1 protein-coding gene is annotated in these 1,533 nt (G+C 58.2%); it reads left to right on the top strand.

The window, feature by feature from the left end; all coding sequences use genetic code 11:
• On the top strand, positions 1-1,260 hold a 1,260-nt coding region (locus R3C19_27475), incomplete at its 5' end, for a glycine--tRNA ligase (GenBank protein ID MEZ6064104.1).
• Positions 1,261-1,533: the final 273 nt, after the last annotated feature.

The following is a 1,533-nucleotide window of genomic DNA, read 5'->3' as shown; positions in this document are numbered from 1 at the left end:
CGCGTTAGCCGGGTGTTTGTGACGACGACCGCCGAGAACTTTGACGAAGATCTGGCAGAACAGGCGCTGCGAGCGTTCGGCAAGAAAAAAAAGTACGCCGACAAACTGCAGTGGGACGGCGACGCGACGACGCTCGATAAAGTCGCTTTGTCCGAATATCCAAACGTTGTCGCTCCCGGTGCCACTAAAGCCGGAACGCTGACCGAACCTCGCGAATTCAATCTGATGATGCCCACCACGATCGGCGCGCTTGGTGGTGAAAACGATCGGGCATTCCTTCGCCCCGAAACCGCTCAGGGTATCTTCGTCAACTTCAAGAACGTCGTGGACAGCAGTCGCGTCAAGCTGCCGTTTGGCATCTGTCAGGTCGGAAAAAGCTTCCGCAATGAAATCACGCCGCGCAACTTCACATTCCGGTCACGCGAATTCGAACAGATGGAGATCGAATTCTTCTGCCATCCGGACCAGTCCCGCGAATGGTACACCTATTGGCGCGACCGGCGCTACAACTGGTATCTGGGTCTGGGTGTGGCGAAGGAGCGGTTGATTCTGCGAGATCATCATCAGGAAGAATTGGCTCACTATTCCGTCGGTACGGCCGATATCGAATACGCGTTTCCGTTTCTCGACGAAGGCGAATTCGGCGAACTGGAAGGCGTGGCTCACCGAGGCGACTTCGACCTGCGTTCTCACATGGAAGGCAAGCTGACGAAAAACGCAGCCGGCGAACTGGAAGTCGAAAAGAACGAACACGGTCAGCCGAAGTATCGCGGCAGCGGCAAAGATCTGACTTACTTCGACGACCAGTCGCGCGAACGCTTTACACCGCACGTCATTGAACCGTCCGCGGGCGCCGACCGCGCGACGCTGGCTTTCATCTGCGAAGCCTATCACGAGGATCAGCAGCCCGACGAAAAAGGCGAGATGCAGGAACGCGTCGTGCTGAAGTTTCATCCCCGGCTGGCCCCCGTCAAAGCGGCCGTGTTCCCGCTGATCAAGAAGGAAGGCATGCCCGAAAAAGCGGCGGAGATCTTCGGAGCACTCAAGGCCGCCGGTCTGAGCTGCCAGTTCGACCAGCAGGGAGCCATCGGTCGCCGCTACCGTCGTCAGGACGAAATCGGCACGCCGTACTGCATCACGGTCGATGGCGACACCATGACCGACGGAACCGTGACCGTCCGCGATCGTGACTCACTGCAGCAGGACCGCGTACCGGCGGATCGAATCGTTGAAGAAATTGTTGGTCGGCTGAAGCGATAGCTGCATTCATGTTTAACCGCGAGCCCTGGCGAGCGCTGAGCCAGCCGACTGCCCTGGTCGACTACGCGCCCGTAGCCCTCGGAACAGCCGAACACATGCATCAGAATCCGAAACCGCATGAGCGGAGCGCTCGCCTGGGCTCGCGGTTAAACATCCTGACTCATCACAGGGGAGAACCTCGATGCCACTCGAAATCGAACGCAAATTCCTCGTCGAACCGGGTTCATGGGAATCCGCCGAATTCACCATGTACCGACAGGGCTATCTGCATTC

Source organism: Planctomycetaceae bacterium (assembly GCA_041398785.1).
Lineage (GTDB): Bacteria > Planctomycetota > Planctomycetia > Planctomycetales > Planctomycetaceae > JAWKUA01.
Note: the sequence above shows the minus strand (reverse complement) of the source record. Positions and strands in the feature narration are given on the sequence as shown.